At 71.6% G+C, this 2,179-nt stretch carries 1 protein-coding gene; it reads right to left on the reverse strand.

Translation table 11 applies throughout. The features are described 5' to 3' along the window. Positions 1 to 82: 82 nt before the first annotated feature. The gene (locus tag ACFCX4_RS36025; RefSeq protein WP_376151663.1) at positions 83 to 1,510 is read right to left on the reverse strand and encodes a sulfatase; all 1,428 of its coding nucleotides are present in this window, start codon (positions 1,508 to 1,510) and stop codon (positions 83 to 85) included. Positions 1,511 to 2,179 lie beyond the last annotated feature (669 nt).

The raw sequence follows: 2,179 nt of genomic DNA on the forward strand, positions 1-2,179 counted from the left end.
CGCCGCCCCCGGGCCGCGGCGGGCAGGGGAAGGGACGTGCTGGAACGGGTGCGGGGAAGGGCGTTCCGGGGAAGCGGACGGGTCAGGCGACCCGGTCGGCCGCCAGCTGCGACGCCAGGCCCGGGATGCCGAGCGCCTGCTCCTGCTGCGGGGTGGCCCCGTACAGCAGGTTGGTCAGCTGGTACGGGTCGGCCGACAGATCGTAGTACTCGCGGAACTTCACCTCGCCCGTCCCGGACACCGTGCCGTTGGAGTCGGTGTGCAGCGCGTAGTACTCGGTGTACTGCTTGCCCTTGGCCACGTAGGAGGACCAGGTGGGCGGGCCGCCGGCCGCCGTGCCCTGCTTCCACCACTCCACCAGCAGGTGGTCCCGGCTGTGGGCGGTGAGCAGGGAGTGGCCGTCCTGCGGGGTGTCGGGCGTGATGCCGGCCGCGTCCAGGATGGTCGGCGCGACGTCGATGTTGGCGACGATCCGATTGTCGGTCGTACCCGAGCCGAGGCCGCCGGCCGGCCAGGAGAGGTAGAACGGCACCTCGTGGGACGGGGAGTAGGGCACGGACTTCTTGAGCCAGCCGTGGTCGGCCCAGGTGTAGCCGTTGTCGCCGAGGTAGATGACGAGGGTGTTGTCGAGCTGGCCGAGCGCCACCAGCTTGTCGTGGATCGCCTGCACCGCGTCGTCGACGGAGAGCAGGGTGCGCAGCTGGCGGGTGCGCAGCGCCTGGGCGTCGGCGAGGGTGGCGGTGGCGTTCTGGATGTAGCCGGGCTTGTCGCTGCGGTCCGCCTCGGGCACCGAGGGGCGCCCGTTCCACGGCGGGACGACGGTGTCGGCGTACTGGGCGGCGGGGACGTTGGGCTCGTGCGAGGCGTACGGGGTGACGTAGGCGAACCACGGACGGGAGTCGGTGGCGGCCTTGTCGAGGAACGCCAGGGTGCGGTTCCTGATGATGTTGGTGGTGTAGCCGGTGAGGGTCTGGACGGAGCCGTTGATGTTCCAGCTGGCGTTGTTGTAGGCGGGCTGGAGCAGCGCCCACTCCTCGAAGTGCGGCGGGTTGTCCGCCAGCGTCCAGGAGTTGAGGTACTTGCCGAACAGCCCGGTGCGGTAGCCGGCCTGCCTGAGGTAGCGCTGGACGGTGGTGTGCTGGTCCAGGCTGTGCGAGGCGCCGTTGTTGCGCACGCCGTGGTTGTGGGCGTAGCGGCCGGAGAAGACCGAGGACCGCGAGGGCGCGCAGAGCGGTGTGGTGACGTGGCCGTTGGTGAAGCGGACGCCGTTGCCGGTGATCCAGTTGACGATCTGCGGGGTGGCCCACTCGGTGTGCTTCGGCTGGTCGTCGGTGACGATCAGCAGGATGTTGGGCCGGGTGGCACCGGCCGCGGCGGCCGGGCTCCCGGCCGCCAGCTGGAGCGCCGCCGGCGCGGCGGCGGTGGCCGCCACGGCCGCCGCGCCGGTCAGGAAGCCGCGCCGCCCGACCCGGGGCGAACCATTCGTTTCCGAATCGCCGATCTCGGTCATGAAATTCCCTCCATGCTTTTCGGCGATTCCGGCGGCGACCGCACGGGAATTACCCGCGGGCGGCGCCGGAATCATTCACGGGGAAGCGGTTCACCGGTCCGCACGACGTCCGCGCCCGCACCCCGGACAGCATTCACGGGCACGGCGACTCACCGGGGATCCGCTGCGAAGGAATCGGGACACCTCACCGACCTGCACGAACCGTGCGGGTGCGAGTCACCCCGAGGAGGTCCGGCGCGGCGCGGCGGTCCCCGTCCACCCGTCCGGGGGCCGCCGCCGGCTCACGCCGGGACGGCGGTACAGAGCGCGCTCGCGAGCCGTCCGAAATCGACGTACCGGCGAGCAGCCAGGAACTCTCCAGCTGCCATGCGAGCGACTGTAGAAGTCGGCGGTTAATTCTGGCAATACCCGGGCGCATTTGTTTCCGCGTCATGTCGGATATCCGGCCGCAGGTTTCCGCCCGTCAACCAGCGGAAGCCCGGCACCGCCCTGCGGACACGATCGCGCCGACCGGGCCGGACGGAAGGGACCGTGCCGGACCGGACCGGATTCCCGGCCGGAACGGCTCGGCGTCCTCGCCCCCGGTCCCGTCCCCGGCGGCGGATAGGCGACCGGCGACCGGCGACCGGGCGCGGGAACGCGGAAGGCCGGGCGGGCGCTCCCCCCACC

It is taken from the genome of Kitasatospora sp. NPDC056327 (genome assembly GCF_042261735.1).
Classification (GTDB): Bacteria; Actinomycetota; Actinomycetes; order Streptomycetales; family Streptomycetaceae; genus Kitasatospora.

What these genes read in the sequence shown, in the direction of transcription:
- ACFCX4_RS36025 (WP_376151663.1), bottom strand. Translation starts at nt 1,510, where the DNA reads ATGACCGAGATCGGCGATTCGGAAACGAATGGTTCGCCCCGGGTCGGG.